Below are 19,532 nucleotides of genomic sequence, written 5' to 3'. Positions count from 1 at the left end.
AGCTTGAATATCAATCGTGATAAACATCAGAACGGAGAGGCCGAAATCCAGTCGCTTTACTTATATCAAGGAATGGAGACAAGATAGTAATGGGAATAATGTTGGGTTATTTGATTCCGGTTTTCATAATTGCTGCAATTATTTTACCAAAGTATTTTACATATAAAAACTCGAAATACAAAGCAGCAAGTGGAAATAGCTTTTGGAAAACCCTATTAGATAAAGGAAACCATGGGGAGTTTTTGACTTTTGTCATCCTTGAAAAGTTGAAAGGTCCTCATAAGCTCATGACCAATCTATACATACCGAAGAAAGACGGCTCCACAACAGAGATTGATTTGATCATGCTTTCCCAAACAGGTATTTATGTAGTTGAATCAAAGAATTATAGTGGCTGGATTTTTGGTGATGAGAAGAGCAAAAATTGGATGCAGACTTTTGAGAACAGGCAAAAAAATCACTTTTATAATCCCATTTGGCAGAATAAAGGGCATATCAGTGCTTTAAAATCCGTTATAGATTTAGAAGACGACAACCTCTTTAAGTCCTACATTGTGTTCAGTGAACGTTGTACACTTAAGAAAATAACGGTCAGTTCTCCAAATGTGATCGTGCTAAAACGAAATGCATTAACAAAAATAATTATGCGGGATATGGAAAGCTCGTATAAATTTATGACCATCGCAGAGGTTGACCAATTATATAATTATTTGCAAAGTTATGTTCGTGTTGATGATGGTGTAAAAAACGCCCATATTAAACATTTGCAAACGAAAAATTTGTAAATATCTACAAGGAAAACGCATGGGAAATAGAAATCTACGTCTGAAATAAAGGATATGCAAACAAAAAGGGCTGCCGTAATTATCGGCAGCCCTATTTAAGGTTTCAAATTTAATTATCGAATACGACTCTCAGTATCTTTATCAAAGAAATGAGCACTATCTAAATCAAACGCAAGTTTAAGATTTTGACCAGGTTGGATAAATGACTCTGAGCTTACACGTGCCACATACTGTTGACCTTCGAGCGATGAATAAATAATAATTTCAGCCCCCGTTAATTCAGAAACTTCCACATGTGCATTCACTGTAGATTCGGCAAATTTAGCCAGTGACGAAGCATCTTCCGAAATATGTTCAGGTCTTACCCCAATAATCATATCTTTGCCATTGTATCCTTGATCAATCAATTGAGTCAGTTTATTTGCAGGGATTTTCAACTTAACTTTCCCAACCTCGAAATAGCCATTAACAACTTTCCCATTAAAGAAGTTCATCGCAGGTGAGCCGATAAAGCTGCCTACAAATACGTTTTCAGGCGTTTCATACACTTCTTTTGGCGTCCCGATTTGTTGAATAAATCCGTCTTTCATTACAACTAGACGGCTCGCCATCGTCATCGCTTCTGTTTGGTCATGTGTTACGTAAATCGTTGTCGTTTTCAAGCGACGGTGTAATTTAGCGATTTCCGCACGCATTTGAACACGTAGTTTGGCATCAAGATTTGATAATGGTTCATCCATCAAGAATAATTTAGCATCACGTACAATCGCACGACCGAGTGCAACACGTTGACGTTGCCCACCTGACAAAGCTGCTGGTTTTCTTTTCAAGAAAGTCTCTAGACCAAGAATTTCAGCAGCATTTTTCACACGTTGATCAATATCCGCTTTATTAAACTTTCTTAATTTCAAGCCGAAAGCCATATTATCATAGACGGTCATATGAGGATAAAGCGCATAGTTTTGGAACACCATTGCGATATCGCGGTCTTTTGGTTGGACGTCGTTCATCAACTTGTCATCGATGCGAAATTCTCCTTTAGAGATTTCTTCAAGACCTGCAATCATCCGAAGTGTCGTCGATTTTCCGCATCCCGAAGGACCAACTAGAACAATAAACTCTTGATCTTCTACACTTATATTGAAATCCGATACAGCGGTTACGTTTTTATCATAAATTTTAAATACATTTTCTAGCACCATTTTCGCCATGGTCAGCACCCCTTTAGGCTTGTTTTCTATAAAACAAGCCTAACAAATAGTTGCAAGAAAAGGATATGTACCAAGTGCACAATATTTTGATAGTTTCATTGTGCACGTTGGATTATTGTTCGGTGGCAATTAAACTTGCACAAAACGCAACCAGTGCACCATCAAAGTTACGGATGGACAGACCCGTCATGTCCTGAAACTTAGTCAGGCGATATTGTAGCGTGTTGCGGTGGACATGCAATTTCTTTGCTGTAACTGATGCATTGAAGCCACTTTCGAAAAATTGTTGCATCGTTTGCAGTAACTCCATGTCATAGTTTATTGGCAGCAGCACTTCTTTGATGATGATTTCTTTCATTTCATCAGACATTTGGGCAATCAAGCTAAACGGGAACACTTTTTCCATCGTGTAGATTCGTTCAGCCCGGATTGTCGAGATCCCTTTACTAAACCATTCTTTTTCGGTTAAGAAATGACTGGAGAAGGGGGGAGATATCGAATGGAATTTTCCAATATACATTTTTACGTTAATAAAGAAATCACTTTCAAGTGCAACTAGAAAAGAAGAGAAATCTTCGACAGTCTGAATATATTCTGACCTCTGTTCAATAAGGACTGCTTCTTGAGAAGAGAGGACGACGAGTTGCAAAGAATCGCCAAAGTAGGCCGTGACCGCTTCTTCCAAATCAGATTCTTTGACGGTGTCCGTTTGATATAGGAGTTGAATGACTCGGATATCGGTTGTTTCTTTAACTGGCGCATCACCATTTTCATACAAAAACTGAATCCATTTTTTCGATACGGAATCACTGGCTCTAGTATTTATTGTAATTAATTTATATAAAGATAAAAGCAAAGCGAATTCGCGAGCAGATACTTCTTTCTTTTTAATCTTCATATAATTATTCGTATAGGTATTGTGAAATATGTACGACTCGTTATCGTCCTCAACAGGGCATTCGGACAATAGCTGGTACGATGGGAATAATTCGGTTAATTTAGTCTTCACTGCGACGGCTCTCCTTTATCGATGCGAGTTACTCATAAATATGGATTGAATTTAACTGTTCTTATCAGTATAAAGGATTTTTAGGTATACCCTCTCTTTTTAGATAGTAATTATTAATCCTTATGGACTGAGCAACTGCTCAGTTGTAATAATCTAGGGTCACGTAGGAAAAGTAGATCGTGACGTAGGAATTTTGGGCGGTCACGTAGGAAAAATTGCCATTCACGTAGGAATTAGCCCAAACTAGAAAGTTTTTCGATTCTTCCCTTCACAGAAAAGGCTGCCGAGCGTAGCGCACAGCCCCATTCAGCGGTTTTTATATCACTCGAAAACCTTTGAATGCTCCGCACGCCGACGCTTAGCGGGTATTTTTGTGAAAGACGAGATTACGATATGACTGAGCAATTGCTCAGTTGTAAAAATCAAGGTTCACGTAGGAAAAATAGATCGTGACGTAGGAATATTGGGCGGTCACGTAGGAAAAATTGCCATTCACGTAGGAATTAGCTCAAACTAGAAAGTTTTTCGATTCTTCCCTTCACAGAAAAGGCTGCCGAGCGTAGCGCATAGCCCCATTCAGCGGTTTTTTATATCACTCGAAAACCTTTGAATGCTCCGCACGCTGACGCTTAGCGGGTATTTTTGTGAAAGACAAGATTACGATATGACTGAGCAACTGCTCAGTTGTAATAATCTAGGGTCACGTAGGAAAAATAGATCGTGACGTAGGAATTATGGACGTTATATAGGAAAAATCACCTTCCACGTATGAACTCACCCTCGCAATAATACACTCTTAATATATAAATTTATAAAATTCTATTGACTGTTAGAGTATTGAGAATTATTATATTTGTAACCGGTTACATTAGGAGTCTTATTTTTTTCATCAATATGTAACCGGTTACAAGACTAGTAACTAAAGAACTGATATATGATATAAAATAGCTGTAAATACAGAGAGGTGACCATTAATGACCAATGAAATAAAAATTTTATCTCCGTGCGGTATGTTGGGATATGGATTTCCCGAACAATCATTTTTAAGAGGGATGGAAGAACAGCCACATGGGATAGTGGTGGATGCCGGGTCAACTGATGCGGGACCTCATAAACTTGGAGCTGGTGTGTCGATTGTCAGTAGACGCGCTGCAAAGAAAGATTTAACAATTATCCTTGAAAATGGCGTTCCTAAAAAAGTACCAATCATCATTGGTTCAGCCGGTGGAGCAGGGGCTCGCGTCCATGTTGAGTGGACATTGGACATCATTAATGAAATTTTACAGGAACAAAATCTACAAGCGAAGATTGCCATCATTTGGGCAGATATTCCAAATGAAATGGTCATCGAAGCAAATCGTCAAGGGAAAGTCAATCCGTTAAGCCCGAACATCCCTGCATTGACAGATGAAATCATCGAACAGACAAATGGCATTGTGGCACAAATGGGACATGAGCCTATCCTTGAAGCCCTACGAGAGGGTGCAGATATTATTGTCTGCGGAAGAGCATATGACCCTTCACCGTTTGCGGCTATTGGAATCTTCCATGGGAAAGATCCTGGTCTTTCATACCATCTAGGAAAGATCCTTGAATGTGGAGCGCTTTGTGCAGAACCTGGAACTACGAAAGATAGTATTTTGGGGATGATTGGGGACACTTCATTTAAGGTGAAATCATTGAACCCAGCACGCAGATGTACGCCAATCTCGGTTGCTGCACACACATTCTATGAAAAAGAACATCCTTACATTCTGCACGGTCCTGGTTTCACATTGGACTTAAAAGAGTGCGAATTTAAAGAATTGGAAGGCGAAATCGTAGAGGTTTCGAATAGTAAGTACATTCCAGCTGAACAACATTTCATTAAGCTGGAAGGCGCACGAAAAGTAGCATATCGTACATTTGTATTAGCCGGTATAAGAGATCCAATTTTGTTGGAAAACATCGATGACATTGAACGCAGAGTCAAAGAACAGGTGAATGATTATTATGATGAAATTCCACAAAGTGATTACGATGTGAATTTTTATAATTATGGAATGAACGCAGTACTTGGAAATAAGGAAAAAGCGGTCTTCAGTGGACATGAAATCGGTGTCATGATAGAAGTCATTGGAAAAGATCAAGAGCTAGCCAACAGTATTTGTGCAACAGCTAGATCAACCTTCTTGCATTTTGCACATGAAAAGAGAAAGTCTACAGCAGGAAATCTTGCTTTTCCATTTGCACCAAGTGACATCGAGTTCGGACCCGTATATGAGTTCTCTGTCTATCACCTGATGGAGATAGAAACGAATCCGTTTCCAATTGAATATAGATAGGAGCTTGCAACCATGGAAACACTATTCGATATGGCAAAGGTATTAAGAAGTAAAAACTCAGGACCATTTGAGCTGACGATGGATATTTTGTTTGATAGTGCAGAAAAATATCAAAGAGTGAAAGATTCGAATAAAATTTCGATGGAGACAATCTGTGACCTGTATAACATTACGGAAAACGAAGTTCGACATATTGTGTTCTTTGATCCAGCAATGGGGATAAAAATCACGATTCTGAGAGACGTTTCTTCTGGAACAGTAGGCGACCGTGATGTTTATGGCGCACAGCAGCACGCTCCATTGATGAACATACTAATAGATTAGGGTGTTGGACTTATGAAAAAAATCGCAGTCATCGGCAGTATAAATAGTGACTTTTTTGTGGAGATGGACCGACTTCCGAAGTCAGGAGAGACGATTCTCGGGAACAGCTTTTTCATGGCACTGGGCGGCAAGGGTGCCAACCAGGCAGTGGCCGCTTCACGTTTGGGTGCTGAAGTTTCATTCTTTGGCTCTGTCGGCAATGACGATCATGGGAAGTTTGTAAAAGAGACATTCAGTCAGGAGAAAATCGATACTTCTTATCTAAACTTCACAGATGACGCTCATACTGGTGCGGCATTCGTTGAAATCAGTAACTCGGAAAATCGCATCATCGTGATTCCGGGTGCGAATAACTTTACGAATACGGTCTATGTAAAGGAGCACTTAGAAAGAATCTTGGAACATGATATCTTTATCTTCCAACTTGAAATCCCGATGGAAACGATTGAATATCTCATTCCAATCTTGCACGCGAACAACAAGACGATTATCGTGAACCCAGCTCCAGCGTTGTCGATCAAACAGGAGATTCTTGAAAAAATCACCTACCTGACACCGAATGAACATGAGTATCAAGTGGTTCTCAATCAGTCAGGAACTATGGAAGAAGCATTGTCTCTTTATCCAAATCAGCTTATGATTACATGGGGGCACAACGGGGTTAAATTCTTTGATGGAAATCAAATCATCCATGTCCCGGCCCATACAGTAAATGCCGTTGACACAACGGGTGCCGGAGATACATTCTGTGGGGCGTTTGCCGCTGCAATTGCGGATGAAAAAGGGTTAAGCGAAAGTATTCGTTTTGGAAATATAGCCGCAGCCTTGTCAGTTCGAAAGAGGGGTGCTCAAGCTGGAATGCCCAATCGACAAGAAGTAGACCAAATTATGACAAAGGAGCTTTCCCATGACCGAAAAGGGCATATTCCAACGAATTAAAAAAGACTGGGTTATCTACCTGATGCTGTTTCCGGCCATCTTATATTTTTCAATCTTCCATGTCATTCCAATCATTGGAATGAAATTGGCTTTCCAAGATTACCGAATTATTGGGGATAATATTTGGGTCGGCATGAAGCACTTTGAAGTATTGCTCAGTTCTCCTGCTTTTATGGATGTGTTGAAAAATACAGTCATCATCAGCTCAATGAAAATGATATTCTTCTTCCCGATCCCGATCATCCTTTCATTGATGATCAATGAACTTAGAAACGGTCCGTTCAGAAAATACATACAATCTGTTGTCTATTTGCCCCATTTCCTTTCATGGGTCGTCATTGCAGGTGTATGGATTAGTTTACTAAGTCCAGTTGACGGTGGCGTGAATGTCATCCGAAACTTTTTCCAACTGCCTTCACTCGATTTTATGACAAGTAAAGATCATATTCGATGGGTGCTCGTATTTTCTGAAATGTGGCGCAGTGCAGGTTGGGATTCCATTATCTATCTCGCAGCCATCATGAAATTCAGCCCTGCCTTATATGAAGCGGCACGAATTGATGGTGCTACGACGTTCCAGCAGATGCGGTTTATCACGTTGCCACAGCTGATGAATACGGTTGTAGTGGTGTTCATCCTGAATTTAGGGTTCTTCATGAATGCTGGTTTTGACCAAGTATTTAACTTGATCAATGACTCAACCATCAGCAAAATCGATATCCTCGATACGTATGTGTATCGAATCGGGATACTCAACGGGCAATATGCTTATGCCACGGCAGCCAGTTTGTTTAAAGGTGTGATTGGGGTTATTTTAATTCTCAGCACGCACTTTGTTTCGAAAAGGCTAACGGGGAAAGGAGTGTGGTAAGCGATGCGTCGTATATTTAAGAAATTTACATGGTCTCAGTTTATTATCGCTTCAATCTTATTGTTACTTTCATTTTCAGTTTTAATTCCGATTCTGAACTTGTTGGCGATGTCCTTTTCGGATCCATTGAAAGTGCATAAACTTAGCGGGCTAGGGATTCTTCCACAAGGATTCTCTTTCATCAACTATGAGGTGCTGTTTTCAAATCCACTGATTGTGCGGAGTATATTCAACAGTCTGTTCCTAACCATTTGTGGGACAGCACTCAATCTGTTTTTAACGGCTCTCGCAGCCTATGTGTTAGCGAAAACCAACTTTGTAGGAAAGAAATTTGTGATTCTCTTCCTAATTGTCATTATGGTATTTGAACCAGGTCTTATTCCTGAATATCTTCTTGTAAAAGATCTTGGTCTCTTGAATAGTTACTGGTCTCTACTACTATATAAAGCGATTAACATTTTCTATCTGTTTATATTAATGAGATTTTTCGAGGATGTACCTGATAGTATCCTTGAAGCGGCACGCATTGATGGTGCCGGACATTTCCGGATTTTCACAAGAATCATGCTGCCGTTATCCAAACCTGGTTTGGCTACATTGGGATTATTTTATGGGGTCTATCATTGGAATGAATATTTCAGAGCGACAATATACTTAACGGACCCAAATAAGTGGCCGTTACAAGTAGTCTTACGACAATTTGTCGTAGAAAGAGACAATACCACCTTACTTGGGGCGCAAAATGTCCTTTCTTATGATCAAGTTCAAGCACTAGATTTTGGTTCACTCCAAGCGGGAACAATTATTATTTCCATAGTACCACTGCTTATTTTCTACCCATTTATTCTTAAGTATTATGCGAAAGGGGCGCTGGAGGGCGGAGTGAAAGATTGATTGCAGGTGTTCATGTTTAATTGAAATAACAAAATATTAGGGGGAACAATAATGAAGAAATTGCTCGTATTGATCATTGCTTTAGTCATGCTATTCGCTACTGCTTGTAGTGATAAAAAAGAAGATGCGAAGGTAGACAAAGATGGAGTTGCAACAATTAAAGTTGCCTATAAAGACGAAGGTCCATCAAATCCAGTTGCAGTATCATATTTTGATAACTTAGCTAAGAAATTAAAAGATGCAAAAGACATTAACGTTAAGTTTGAATTAGTGGAAATGCCACAAGGAAACTATGCTGAAAAGTTAAATTTATTATTAATGAGTGGAGATATCCCAGACTTGATTTACTTCCAAGGTGGGGATCAACAAATTGCGAATCAAGATTTGCTAGAAGATCTAACTCCTTATGTTGAGAAATCTGAATACATCAAGGACGCAATGCTGCCACATAACGTTGACAGACTGAAAAACTATCCATACCTACTTTGGGTTAAGCCACTTGACTCAAAAACACCGGTTATTCGTAAAGATTGGTTTGAAAGTGTAGCTAGTTCAGAAGCACTAATGGCCGATCCATCAATTGAAAATTATCATACATTCTTCAAAGAACTAGTTGCTAATCCTCCTGGTGGAGCTGGCAAGCCTGCAAATGCTGTAACAGTAGCTGGCGATATTTCTGAACTAGATTTCATCTTCAAAATGGCTTTCGGTCTAAACCAAACATGGCTTGAAGAAGATGGCAAATATATCAACTCTAAGATTTCAGAACAAGAAAAAGCGAAATTAACGTTCTACAATGAATTATATGAAGAAGGCTTATTGGATCCTCAGTACTTAACAAAACAATGGGATACAAAAGAAGAAGCTTTCTATGATGGAGATTCAGGTGTGATTGTTGGAACTAACGGTAAAATCATTGATATCTATAACGGAAAAATGAAACAAGTAAATGGTGCAGAAGCAGAAGTTGTCGTTCTTCCTCCAGCAAAAGGTGAATTCCAAGGCTTCAATGCAACTGACATTACAAAAGAGTCGCGCGGTGTAGCTATTTCTTCACAATCAAAACACAAAGATACGGTATTTGAAATCCTTGATTATTTAGCAAGTCCTGAAGGTCAATTATTTGATCGTCTAGGTTTTGAAGGCGAACATTACAACGTAACAGACGCTGGCTACGAATTAACAGAGAAATATTACAATGAATGGTACTCACGTTTCTGGGAGCCAGAGGCATTTGAAACTGAAAAACCACTTGTAACACCATTACTAAGTGTGCCAGCTCAAGAATCTAGAGACCTTGCAAATGAATACTACAGTGCAGATAACAACTTTATTATTCCAGAAGAATTTGTTTCTAAATGGGATGCGATGGAAAACATCTACAAAGACTTCTCAGCTGATGTAATTACAGGAAAACGCCCAGTTAGTGACTTCGATAAATACGTTGAAGAATGGAAAAAAGCTGGTGGCGACGAAATTACTGAATATGCGAATGAACAATTAAAGTAAGGGGTTTTAAATATGATTTCTTTTCAAGATCGAGTAAAGGGAGTTGTTTTAGCCACAGCATTAGGTGATGCAATGGGAGCAACGATTGAAAAATTAAGTTATCAAGAAATCAAAAAACAATATGGTCGCGTCGAATCCTTAAAGACAAAATGGTATAAGGCGGACGCTCCATTTGAAGTAACCCAAGGGAAAATGCGTGGCAACGGCATTGTTACAGACGACACGTTAATGACGACTGCGTTAATGAACGTTTATATGACAGAGAAAAGACATCTAGATGCCTATGATATGGGGAATGAATTCGTCAAAGAAATTGCCTATAAAAAGACGTTCATTCCTGAATTCGGCAAAGAAGCCATGATCATGGATCGCTTGTTTTATCCCGAGAAAAATATCTTTATCAGACATGTGTTAGCGAACTGTGAGCCAAGAGAAGGCGGCATCGGCAATATGATCAACTGTGGTGCCGCGATGTATATCGCACCAATCGGCGTGGTGAACGCAGGGAATCCTAAAGCAGCGTATGATGAAGCGATTCTTTTCGCGATCGGACACCAAAGTAGTTACGGTTTGGAGGCGGCTGGAGTTCTAGCCGCCTGCGTAGCGAAAGCGTTTGAAGCAAATGTAACGGTCGAGGAAATCATTGAAACAGCGCTATTGTATGCGAAGGATGGCACAAAGGCAGCCATCAAGGATTTGACCGATGCTGCAAAAGATTTACGCGATCGTCAAGCAGAAATGGATGAGGTAATCGAAGTCCTTCATGGGGAGATGGCTAAGTATTCTCCTATGAAAGACGATGTTCACCGCAAATTTGAAAAAATAGGGGTTCCTTCGAATCACTATACACCGAGCAGACTATTCTCAATCGAGGAACTACCAATGGCATTGGCATTCATCGTGTTAAATGATGGCGACCTTTACAATTCGATTTATGACGGCATTAACTCAGGTCGTGATACAGACTCGATTGGTGTAATGGCTGGTGTCATTCTTGGAGCGATGCACGGCGTTAGTACACTAAAGAGCGAAGATATCCAATTGCTTGAAGAAACCAATAAAACAAATTACACGTACTTGGCGGAGCAGTTCGCTGAAGTGGCTGAAATGATCATAAAAGAGGATCTTGCTCTGAACGATAAGCGAGTTTCCTTATTTAACCGTTAATACATGAATTGGAGTGGATCACGTGATACCCGAAAAATATGCAGAGAAGGTGTACGCGGGATTCTTGGGAATGAACGTAGGAATTCGTCTCGGTGCACCATTGGAACCAGCGGAGTGGACTTACGAACGAATTTTACAAGTGCATGGGGAAATTAAAGGATATGTAAAAGACTATACTATGTTTTCTGCTGATGATGATGCTAATGGGCCTATTTTCTTTATTAGAGCGCTCTATGATGATGCATATAATCGAGAGATGCAAGCAGATGACGTAGGAAAAGCATGGCTCAATTATTGTCGCGAAGGCATCGGCATGATTTGGTGGGGCGGGGAAGATGTAAGCACAGAGCATCGCGCTTATCTCAATTTAAAAAGAGGGATCAAAGCACCTGAATCAGGTTCAGTTGAACAAAATGGAATTGTCTTGGCTGAGCAAATCGGCGGGCAAATCTTCATTGACACCTGGGGGTTGATGTTCCCGGACAATATCGAAAAAGCAGCTCACTATGCAGAAATGGCTGCCAGTGTATCACATGATAAAGAAGGTCTATATGGTGCTCGATTTATGGCAGCGGCTATTGCGAAAGCTTACTCGGCAAAATCGGTTGATGAAACAATCGATGCTGGATTATCCATGATTCCTGCAGATTCAACTTACGCCAAAGTTGTCCATGCTGTGTTGGATTTTCATAAGCAAAATCCGAACGATTTCCGGGCTTGCCGTCAATATCTTGAAGACGAATGGGGCTACGATAAATACCCTGGCATTTGTCACATCATTCCGAATGCGGGAGTTTGTATTCTAGCACTAGTTTATGGAGAAGGTGATTTTGCTAGAACCATAGAGATTGCTACCATGTGTTCATGGGATACCGACTGTAATGCTGGAAATGTTGGAACAATCACAGGTGTATTAGGTGGAATTGACAGCATTCCAGCACACTACAGAGAGCCGATAAACGATTGCATCGTAGCTTCTAGTGTATCTGGTTACTTGAATATACTTGATATCCCAACTTTTTCAGCAGAACTTGCACTGTTAGGATATAAAATGGCAGGGGAGACTCCTCCTGAAAAGCTTGTGGATAAAGTGAAACCAGGTGAAGTATTTTTTGATTTCGAAATGCCCGGATCTACTCATGGCTTCAAAATGGATCGTGCATTTAAAGCCTTCTTGCGTCATAGCGATCAAGTGGGAGACGGTTCATTGGAAGTCATTATTGATAGAATGTTTGAAGGCGACCAAGCCAAGATATTTTACAAGCCTTTCTATCGACGTGAAGAATTCTATGATGAGAAATATAAACCTACTTTTGCACCAACCGCATATAGCGGGCAACAAGTGTCAGTCGACATCTATTTGGATAAAATGCAAGGATCGGGTATCTTCATCACTCCATATATCCGTAATACCTATTCAAAAGAATGCGTGAAATTGGAAGAAATCGAGCTTAACAATCAGGCTTGGAATCACATCCAGTTCACACTCCCGAATACGGAAGGCGCCATGATTGATGAAATTGGCTACATTCTTGAGAGTCCATCAATCTTACTGGAACGCGCGTTTGGTTCCGTATTTCTGAAGAATTTCCACATTCACGGAAAAGCCGAGTATTCAATCGATTTTTCAAAGCAAGTGATCGAATACAGATGTGTCACGCCATTTGCTCATCAAAATGGCCAGTGGCTGCTTAGTGATCATAAAATGAAGTGTATATGTGAGGACAATTGTTCAAGTTATACAGGAAACTATTACACGAAAGATGCGATCCTTGAAGCTGAAATCCAAGCAATTACTGGCGGTAGCCACAACCTGATTTTCAGAGCTCAAGGAACGCAAAGACACTATCTTGTCGGTTTTGATGGTGATGGGAAAGTATCCTTACTATTAAATGATTTTGGCTATCAGAGATTGGCTACCGTGCCATTTGAATGGAACGCTGGGAAAAACTATTGCTTTAAGGTTGAATTCAAAAAAAGTTCGATTCGCTTCTTTATTGATGATCAACTAGTAATTGAACATGAAGATCACCAATTGTCTTCCGGAATGGTTGGAATTGGGTGTCTTGATAAGGGAGAAACCGATATCTTCTCGTTTCATGTGAAGGAAATAAATTAAACTGAAAGGTTTAGAGTGGGTCGAATCGGTTCTCGGCTTTTCTCTAAGCCTTTTTATCTTATCTAATACATGTGTGACAAGGAGTTTGAGCTCGAGTGAAAAAAAATGTAACGATCAGGGACGTGGCAAAAGAGGCTGGTTTATCCATTGCTACCGTGTCTAGGCATCTAAACGGAAAAGGGTCAATCAGCGAACAGGCTGAGAAAAAAATCAAAGATGTGATGGCTCGTCTGGATTATAAGCCGAATGAAATTGCCAGAAGTTTATCCAATCGAAAAACCAATACCATTGCACTGATCATTCCAGACATTACCAATCCGTTCTTTCCTGAATTGGTTGTTTCCATAGAAGGACTAGCCAAAGAAAAAGGCTACAATCTAGTGTTAATTAATACACAGGAAGAAGTCCTTCATTCAAATGGATTTTGGAGAAACCTAGAAAGCCGCTTTATCGATGGCTTGATCTTAGTGTCCTTTCAATTCACCGGCAATGTCCTAAAAGGGATGGAAAATATGAACCTGCCTTTTGTACGCATTGACCGTGCTGCGGAAGATGATGAAAACAATTCTTTTGGTGTAGATAACCACAAAGGAGCAAGACTCGCTGTCGAGCACTTGATCGAGGTAGGCTGTAAGAAGATTGCCCACATCAGTGGTCCGAACTCATATCCTTCATCATCCGAGCGTCTGAAGGGGTATGCGGCAACGATAGAAAGATATTTTCCAAAACAGAAGACACCTGTGTACGAGGGGGATTTCTCATTGGAAAGCGGTCAAAAACTCACGAAGCAGTTAATGACTGACTATCCCAATTGTGATGGGATTTTTCTAGCCAATGATCTTATGGCCATAGGCGCCTTAAAAACGTTGAAATTAATGAACATACGTGTTCCGGAAGACGTAGCGATCATTGGCTTTGATGGAATCAAATTGACAGAAATGGTTGCCCCAGAAATCAGCACGATCGAACAACCGATTTTCGAATTAGGCGCCATGGCAACCACACACCTGATTGATATGATTGAAAAAAAGAATGTTAACAGCGAATACACAAAGCTAGATGTGCAATTAAGGAAAAGAGAGTCTACTTTAGGCTACAAAAAAGGTCAGGAATAGGATCGATCAGTAAAAAGTTCGAGTGGGCAGTTGCTCAGTCGGGCTTTTTGGCGTTTACTTCTGAAAAACTGGGATTTGCAGCTACTCTCCAAACAGTAACGCAGCGAAAATTAAACAACTTAGCCTCCTCATACTTTCTTTTGAGGGGTGTTTTTGTGTAGAAACAATGTATCGCAAGTGAGAAAAAATACTCAGTGAACAGGAATAAATCAAAAAAACCAGGAATAAAGTATTAAGTCACGATAAATCAATCAAACTTGCCCACGGCATTTACTTATATAATCGGAGTTGAAATTGTGCATTCAAACCGCACTTTTTCATGAACGAAGGCATGTATCCATACCTATTACAATGTAGTTCGAATGAATTAAAACAAATGATAGAAAATTACGAAAAATAATTATATGTAACCTAAATTGTGGTAAGATACTTTCTAATATGACTGCAAAATCTAAGAATCTCATTGGAATGCTAATAAAAGGAGGTCAATTAGTTGTTAGAATACGTACATCTAGATCAAACCTCTTCATCGAACTTCTCACATTTCGTATTACCTGAAGCAAAAGCACTGTTTATGGAATTTCCCTCTTCCCTGTATGCAATCGGAGCCACCTTTTCAGGGCGTCCGGTTGGATTGGCATTAGCCGAGCTGGATAGTAACCAATCGGTGGCACATGTAAAAATGATTTATGTAACTCCTGATTTTAGAAGACAGGGAATTGGCAAAGGTTTGATCAGAACGTTTGAACAAACCTTACAGTCGAGCGAGATTAGATTTTTGAGTGTTGAGTTCTTACCAGAAAAAGATCAAATGGACATACATCTATTTCTGGAAAGCTGTGGTTTTCAAAGCCCTCAACCAGGAATTCATATTCGACAAGGTCCATTAGCGTATTTAATGGAATTGGAATGGATGACACTCACTTTCCCCGAGGGGTATAAAATTGAGCCGTGGACATCGATTACTCCAGCTGAGAGGGAAAAAGTAAAATCTGAAGTAGATGTTGTGTTTCTCGAGATGTTTTCCCCATTCCCGGAAGAAGAACTGATTGATAAAGAACTGAGTTTGCTAGTCAGATATAAAGGAAAACTAGCGGGATGGTTGATGCTTGAGGCTTTTAATCAAGATACAGTGTTATTTAAAACGATGTATATGTATCCGAGATATCAGCGTACAGGTCAAGGAGTAGTATTATTGGCAGAAACAAGTCGGCATGTGATTGCAAAATCGAACTATACCAACGGCATTTTCTTTGTAGAAGATCGGAACAAACCAATGGTCCAATTTGCACAACGTTATTTAAGTAACGCCCCTTTGGAAAGTGAAACATTATGGCGAACCCATAAAGAATTAGGGTAATTTCATAGTTCCCTCAATAGCATATCTTTTGCAGATAGCGGTCGATCCTAAAACTTCGATCGCTTTTTTTGTACGAACTAAATCATGTTTTTTAACATACCTATATGTAGTTCGAAAGAAACAAAAAAGTTGCGTGAATATTACTAAAGTTAGATTAATTAGAACGAAAGTCATGATATGATGCCTGTATCTACGTTTGCACAGTGTCTTGAATCTAGGAAAATATGCCTTATTGGAAATGGGAGGGCTATATCTGAAAAGATCGATGTCTCGTTATCATTTTTTAGCAGCAGCTGTATCGACTGCTGTTGTAGCTACATCTTTGGTGCCTTTTAATGTGTACGCAGATGCCAAAGATTTCACGGATGTAAAAAAAGGAAATGTCTATTATGAAGCGGTTGCTTATTTAGCTGGTCAAGGGACGATTAAGGGATATACAGACGGTACTTTTAAACCAAATCGAGTGATTACACGAGCTGAAGTGGCTTCGATTGTTGCGTCGTCCATGAATTTGAAAGGAAAGGTTTCAAAGGATCCTGGTTTTTCTGATGTGAAAAAAGGAGTCTGGTACTACGAGGCAGTGGCAGCTTTAGTTGAAGCTGGCGTGTTTCAAGGGAAAACGAAAAATAGCTTTATGCCGAATGAACCGATTACTCGATCAGAATTTGCGAAAGTCCTATCATTGGCTTACGGATTAACAGAAAACAAAGAACCCGCAACAAAGTTTACAGATGTACATGTGAACTCTTGGTACAGTGGATATGTCGGAGCATTGATCGAAAATCAAATCACAGAGGGGGTTTCTCCGACTGTTTTTGGTTCAAATCAAGCCCTAACTAGGGGACAAATCGCTTTATTTATGTTCCGTGCAGAAACGCAATCGGTTAAACCTTTCATAATCGAAAAAGTAACGGATCAAACCATTACAATTAACGGATCTAGTTATAAAGTAGACCCATCATTGGCTTCCATTTTCAATGCATCCAATGCGAATGCTTTGAAAAATGCCAAAATCAAATTTGTTGAAAAAGCTGGGGTTATTACTTCCATTACTTACTTAGAATTGACTAATAATGGAACCTTTAATGCAGCGGTGGAATTGAACGCACGTGGTGCTGCAATTGCTGGAGATTTGAAGATTAGTGCTGATTACGTTTTACTTTCGAATCTTGTAGTTAAGGGTAATTTTGAAATTGGGACACAGGTTCAAAATCGGATTACTGCCGATCATGTATCGGTTGAAGGAAAAACGACTATCATTTCAGACGGTGCAAAGATTGCGAGCCACGATAAATTCTATAAAACATTAACTAAAACCGTATCTGTCGATGAATTACAAATGGCTGCAGCGAATGAGCTTTCTCATGTCATCCTAGAAAGTTCTAAACTAAATACAGTGAACGTAAACAAAGCAAATGTTTCCATTGAAGCAACAGGATCGACCGTATTGAATGAGGTGAATATCTCTGCAAATGCGAGCATTTCAGCAACTTCTGGAGTGACTGTCAACAAAGTCAATCTTCAAATTGGTGCTAATAACGTCGGGATATCGGGTTCAATTAATCAGCTCAATATCTTCAATACTGAGAATGTATTATTGAATGGTAACGCAATTATTAATAAACTAATTGTGCAACCGAACGGGAATAATAGAGTCATAAACTTAGATTTTAATGGAAGAATACAGTATTTGGAAGTTACTGACCCTAATGCGAAAATCATCTTAAAAGTAGGCTTGATGATTGGAAATATTGTCATTCCTGAAGGGACTCAAATAAGTGCCTTGATCCAAAACTATGACGTTGTGAAAAAGTTCATTGAAAAGATCAATGGAGTGCTGAATCCTGATTTAAGTCCAGTGCCTATAGAACCTGGTTTACAGCAAGCCATTGAAAATGCAAACTTAACTAAAACGACTGCAGACTCAGCAAAAATTGCACATATAGAGGCTTATGGTTCCTCGACAGATAAAACATATGTGGCTGTTGAAACGAGCTTAATCGCTTTAGAAAAGACTCTAACTGCAACGTTTGTATTCAAGTCGGACATTCAAGCGGCAACCGCTAATTTAGTCAGTGCAGTAACAGCATTACAACAAGAGACTGAAGTCTTAATCGCAGAGATGAAGGAAGCGATTGGTTCTGCAAATGAAGCAATTGCAGACTCCGATTCAGCAAAAACTGCCTATCGTGCTGCTTACGGTTTAACGACAGATAAAACGTATGTGGCAGTTGAAGCTGCAGTTTCAGAGTTAAAAACAACGGTGAACGCAACGTTTAAAGTGAGAGCTGATATTGATACAGCAACGGCTAATTTAGTGAGTGCTGTTGCCGTAATGGAAGCAGAAACACAAGTTTTGATTAGTAAAATGCAACAAGCAATTGAGTCTGCAAATCTAGCAATAGCGGATGCTGATGCAGCAAAAGTTGCGTATCGTGCTGCTTACGGGTTAACGACTGACACAAGCTACGTTGCAGTAGAAACCGCAATATCAGATTTGAAAACAGCAGTGAATGCAGAATTTAAAGTAAGAGCTGATATTGATACAGCAACGGCTAATTTATCGAGTGCAGTCGCAGTCCTTAGCGGCGAAACAGCAGTCCTGATCACTGAAATGCAACTAGTAATTGAGTCTGCAAATCTAGCAATAGCGGATGCGGATTTAGCAAAAGCTGCGTATCGTGCTGCTTACGGGTTAACAACGGATGAAACATATGTGGCAGTTGTAACAGCTATTTCACAGTTGGAAACAGAAGTGAATGAATCGTTTAAAGTGAGTGCAGATATTGATGTGGCTACGGCTAAGTTAGTTAGTGCAGTTGCCGTCCTTACCGACGAAACAGCAGTCTTGATCACCGAAATGCAACAAGCGATTGAGTCTGCAAACCTTACAGTTGCAGATGCCAATTTAGCGCAAATCGCGTATCGTGCCGCCTACGGCTTAACGACAGACGCTAGCTACGTCGCGGTGGAAACAGCAATTGCAGAATTGGAAACAGCGGTTAATGCAGAATTTAAAGTAAGAACAGATATTGAAACAGCAACGGCTAATTTATCGAGTGTAGTTGCAGTCCTTAACGATAGGACAGCAGTCCTGGTCACTGAAATGCAACAAGCAATTGAGTCTGCAAATTTATCAATTGCAAATGCTGATGTAGCAAAAGTAGCATATTCAGCAGCTTACGGATTAAAGACAGACACAAGCTACGTCGCGGTTGAAACGGCCATTTCAGAATTAGAAACAGCGGTAAAAGCAGAGTTTAAAGTGAGAGCTGATATAGATACAGCAACGGCTAAATTAGCGAGTGCAACCGCAGTTCTTAACGTTGAAACCGCAGTCCTGATCACTAATATGCAACAAGCAATTGAGTCTGCAAATCTAACAATTGCAAATGCTGATGTAGCCAAAGCAGCATATTCAGCAGCTTACGGATTAACGACTGACACAAGCTACGTCGCAGTAGAAACAGCAATTTCAGAATTAGAAACAACGGTGAAAGCATCGTTTAAAGTGAGAGCTGATATAGATGTAGCATCGGCTAAATTAGCGGGTGCAACCGCAGTCCTTAACAATGAAACCGCAGTCCTGATCACTAAAATGCAACAAGCAATTGAGTCTGCAAATTTAACAATTGCAAATGCCGATGTAGCCAAAGCAGCATATTCAGCAGCTTACGGATTAACGACTGACACAAGCTACGTCGCAGTAAATACCGCAATTTCTGAATTAAAAACAGCGGTGAACAAATCGTTTAAAGTGAGAGCTGATATAGATACAGCATCGGCTAAATTAGCGAGTGCAACCGCAGTCCTTAACAATGAAACAGCAGTCCTGATCACTAAAATGGCACAAGCAATGGAGTCAGCAAATTTAACAATTGCAAATGCTGATGTAGCCAAAACAG

14 protein-coding genes are annotated in these 19,532 nt (G+C 39.9%); 12 read left to right on the top strand and 2 right to left on the bottom strand.

Features of this window, described 5'->3' with window-relative positions; all coding sequences use genetic code 11:
• Positions 1-101 precede the first annotated feature (101 nt).
• Positions 102-785 carry a nuclease-related domain-containing protein gene (locus GY23_RS05705; protein ID WP_245827593.1) on the top strand — a complete coding sequence of 228 codons (684 nt, stop codon included), beginning with the start codon at positions 102-104 and terminating at the stop codon, positions 783-785.
• Positions 786-898: 113 nt separating this feature from the next.
• On the opposite strand, the gene GY23_RS05700 is transcribed toward GY23_RS05705, so the two are convergent.
• Complete coding sequence (locus GY23_RS05700) at positions 899-1,996, bottom strand: ABC transporter ATP-binding protein (RefSeq protein ID WP_075618267.1); 1,098 nt, start codon at positions 1,994-1,996, stop codon at positions 899-901.
• Positions 1,997-2,108: 112 nt separating this feature from the next.
• Positions 2,109-3,005 (bottom strand): PucR family transcriptional regulator, encoded by an 897-nt coding sequence (locus tag GY23_RS05695; protein ID WP_075618266.1) that lies wholly within the window; start codon positions 3,003-3,005, stop codon positions 2,109-2,111.
• 974 nt (positions 3,006-3,979) lie between these two features.
• Here GY23_RS05695 and GY23_RS05690 point away from each other — a divergent pair.
• The 11 genes from GY23_RS05690 to GY23_RS05640 form a co-directional block, all read left to right on the top strand.
• Positions 3,980-5,329 carry an acyclic terpene utilization AtuA family protein gene (locus GY23_RS05690; protein ID WP_075618265.1) on the top strand — a complete coding sequence of 450 codons (1,350 nt, stop codon included), beginning with the start codon at positions 3,980-3,982 and terminating at the stop codon, positions 5,327-5,329.
• A gap of 12 nt (positions 5,330-5,341) precedes the next feature.
• Positions 5,342-5,653 carry a DUF4387 domain-containing protein gene (locus GY23_RS05685; RefSeq protein ID WP_075618264.1) on the top strand — a complete coding sequence of 104 codons (312 nt, stop codon included), beginning with the start codon at positions 5,342-5,344 and terminating at the stop codon, positions 5,651-5,653.
• 12 nt (positions 5,654-5,665) lie between these two features.
• Entirely contained in the window at positions 5,666-6,592 is a 927-nt protein-coding gene (rbsK, locus tag GY23_RS05680) for a ribokinase (RefSeq protein ID WP_075618263.1), read from the top strand.
• Positions 6,561-7,463: an ABC transporter permease gene (locus GY23_RS05675; protein ID WP_075618262.1), complete on the top strand. Its 903-nt coding sequence runs from the start codon at positions 6,561-6,563 to the stop codon at positions 7,461-7,463. The genes rbsK and GY23_RS05675 overlap by 32 nt, the downstream gene beginning before the upstream one ends.
• A 3-nt stretch (positions 7,464-7,466) precedes the next feature.
• A complete protein-coding gene (locus GY23_RS05670) occupies positions 7,467-8,357 on the top strand; it encodes a carbohydrate ABC transporter permease (RefSeq protein WP_075618261.1) in 891 nt (296 codons plus the stop codon).
• Between the two features lie 51 nt (positions 8,358-8,408).
• The gene (locus GY23_RS05665) at positions 8,409-9,866 is read left to right on the top strand and encodes an extracellular solute-binding protein (RefSeq protein WP_075618260.1); all 1,458 of its coding nucleotides are present in this window, start codon (positions 8,409-8,411) and stop codon (positions 9,864-9,866) included.
• Positions 9,867-9,878: 12 nt separating this feature from the next.
• Entirely contained in the window at positions 9,879-11,033 is a 1,155-nt protein-coding gene (locus GY23_RS05660; RefSeq protein WP_075618259.1) for an ADP-ribosylglycohydrolase family protein, read from the top strand.
• A gap of 22 nt (positions 11,034-11,055) precedes the next feature.
• Entirely contained in the window at positions 11,056-13,152 is a 2,097-nt protein-coding gene (locus GY23_RS05655) for an ADP-ribosylglycohydrolase family protein (RefSeq protein ID WP_084544032.1), read from the top strand.
• 95 nt (positions 13,153-13,247) lie between these two features.
• Positions 13,248-14,267, top strand: a complete 1,020-nt coding sequence (locus GY23_RS05650) for a LacI family DNA-binding transcriptional regulator (protein WP_075618258.1) — start codon at positions 13,248-13,250, stop codon at positions 14,265-14,267.
• 493 nt (positions 14,268-14,760) lie between these two features.
• Positions 14,761-15,627: a GNAT family N-acetyltransferase gene (locus GY23_RS05645; RefSeq protein ID WP_075618257.1), complete on the top strand. Its 867-nt coding sequence runs from the start codon at positions 14,761-14,763 to the stop codon at positions 15,625-15,627.
• A 265-nt stretch (positions 15,628-15,892) separates the two neighbouring features.
• Positions 15,893-19,532 (top strand): S-layer homology domain-containing protein (locus GY23_RS05640; protein WP_075618256.1); only part of this gene is annotated, 3,640 nt, incomplete at its 3' end.

Origin of the sequence: Paenisporosarcina indica (assembly GCF_001939075.1) — a bacterium.
Lineage (GTDB): Bacteria > Bacillota > Bacilli > Bacillales_A > Planococcaceae > Paenisporosarcina > Paenisporosarcina indica.
Note: the sequence above shows the minus strand (reverse complement) of the source record. Positions and strands in the feature narration are given on the sequence as shown.

Excerpts from the sequence above, each read along its gene's own strand:
- GY23_RS05700 (WP_075618267.1), bottom strand. The coding sequence starts at position 1,996 with ATGGCGAAAATGGTGCTAGAAAATGTATTTAAAATTTATGATAAAAAC.
- GY23_RS05690 (WP_075618265.1), top strand. The coding sequence starts at position 3,980 with ATGACCAATGAAATAAAAATTTTATCTCCGTGCGGTATGTTGGGATAT.
- GY23_RS05685 (WP_075618264.1), top strand. The coding sequence starts at position 5,342 with ATGGAAACACTATTCGATATGGCAAAGGTATTAAGAAGTAAAAACTCA.
- rbsK (WP_075618263.1), top strand. The coding sequence starts at position 5,666 with ATGAAAAAAATCGCAGTCATCGGCAGTATAAATAGTGACTTTTTTGTG.
- GY23_RS05675 (WP_075618262.1), top strand. The coding sequence starts at position 6,561 with ATGACCGAAAAGGGCATATTCCAACGAATTAAAAAAGACTGGGTTATC.
- GY23_RS05670 (WP_075618261.1), top strand. The coding sequence starts at position 7,467 with ATGCGTCGTATATTTAAGAAATTTACATGGTCTCAGTTTATTATCGCT.
- GY23_RS05665 (WP_075618260.1), top strand. The coding sequence starts at position 8,409 with ATGAAGAAATTGCTCGTATTGATCATTGCTTTAGTCATGCTATTCGCT.
- GY23_RS05660 (WP_075618259.1), top strand. The coding sequence starts at position 9,879 with ATGATTTCTTTTCAAGATCGAGTAAAGGGAGTTGTTTTAGCCACAGCA.